Annotated in this window: 1 protein-coding gene; it reads left to right on the forward strand. The window is 57.8% G+C overall.

All coding sequences use genetic code 11. The features are described 5' to 3' along the window. Window positions 1-63 precede the first annotated feature (63 nt). Window positions 64-1,250 (forward strand): IS3 family transposase gene (locus tag BG60_RS36140; RefSeq protein ID WP_152563264.1). Its coding sequence is split into 2 segments (ribosomal slippage): window positions 64-358 and window positions 358-1,250, totalling 1,188 coding nucleotides; the frame shifts between segments, so codons are not numbered across the junction. The last annotated feature ends 30 nt before the right edge of the window (window positions 1,251-1,280 follow it).

A 1,280-nucleotide genomic window follows, 5' to 3' on the forward strand; every position in this document is an offset into this window, starting at 1 on the left:
TGACCCTGCCTCGATTTCACGTACAGCAGAAATTTGCTAATTTCTGTTTGTACGGAGGTTTGAATGTCAGAGAAGCTAGTGCCAAAGCGGCAGTACACGGACGAGTTCAAGGTGGAGGCCATTAGGCTTTCCGAATCAGTCGGGCAGCACGAAGCCGCGCGTAGGCTCGGAGTGCCCGTGGCAACCTTGGGCAATTGGAGTCGACGCAGTCGCGCTGCTAAAAGTATCGGTGAAGTCGACAATCACGAAGTGAAGAGCACGCGATCGACGCGCCCGGTCAACGAACTGGAGGCGGAGAACAGCCGCCTTCGGAAAGAGCTCGCCAGTGCGCGACTTGATATCGAGATCCTTCGAAAAGCGACGGCGTACTTCGTGAAGGGGTCGCGGTGAAGTACGCATGGATCGACGAGCACCGCGACCAGTACAGTGTTACTCGGCTGTGTCACATCCTGACAGTGTCGCGCAGCGGATATTGTCAGTGGCGTAAGCGCGGGCCAAGTCAGCGAGCGCAGGCCAACGCCGCGCTTGATCGGGAGGTGGCAGCGATTCATCGCGCCAGTCGCGGCAGCTACGGCCGTCCTCGGATCGTAAGGCAATTAAGGATGCAAGGCCAGCCGGCGAGCGCCGAGCGTGTACGCCGTAGTCTGCAACGCCTGGGACTGCGGCCGGTCTATAAACGCCCGCATCGGGTGACGACGGATTCGACACACCGCTTGCCGGTGGCGCCCAACCTACTTGATCGTCGTTTTGACGGCTGGCACCCCGATCAGGCTTGGGTCAGCGACATCACGTTCATCAGGACCGGCGAGGGTTGGTTATACCTAGCTGCCATTCTGGATCTGGCAAGCCGACGCATCGTAGGCTGGTCAATGTCAGAGCGCATCAACGCGGAACTGGTCTGCCAGGCACTGCGCAGCGCGTGCTGGCATCGTAAGCCCCCGCCAGGGTTGTTGTTACATTCCGATCGCGGAAGTCAATATGCAAGTCGGGCGTACCGAAAACTGGCCGCCGACTTCAAGATGAACGTTTCGATGAGCCGTCGCGCTAATGCATGGGACAACGCGCCAATGGAAAGCTTCTTCAAAACCCTGAAAGTCGAGCGAATCTATCAGGTTCGCTACGAAACGCGCGCTGATGCTCGTCTGGATATCGTCGACTGGATCGAGGGCTACTACAATCGACAACGCCTGCACACCTCTATCAATTTCTCCACTCCCGTCGATTACGAGGCTAGGATGATCGCTGCATAGTTTGCTGTACGTGGAAACGAGGCAGGATCA

The organism is Caballeronia zhejiangensis (assembly GCF_000698575.1).
GTDB classification, from domain to species: domain Bacteria; phylum Pseudomonadota; class Gammaproteobacteria; order Burkholderiales; family Burkholderiaceae; genus Caballeronia; species Caballeronia zhejiangensis.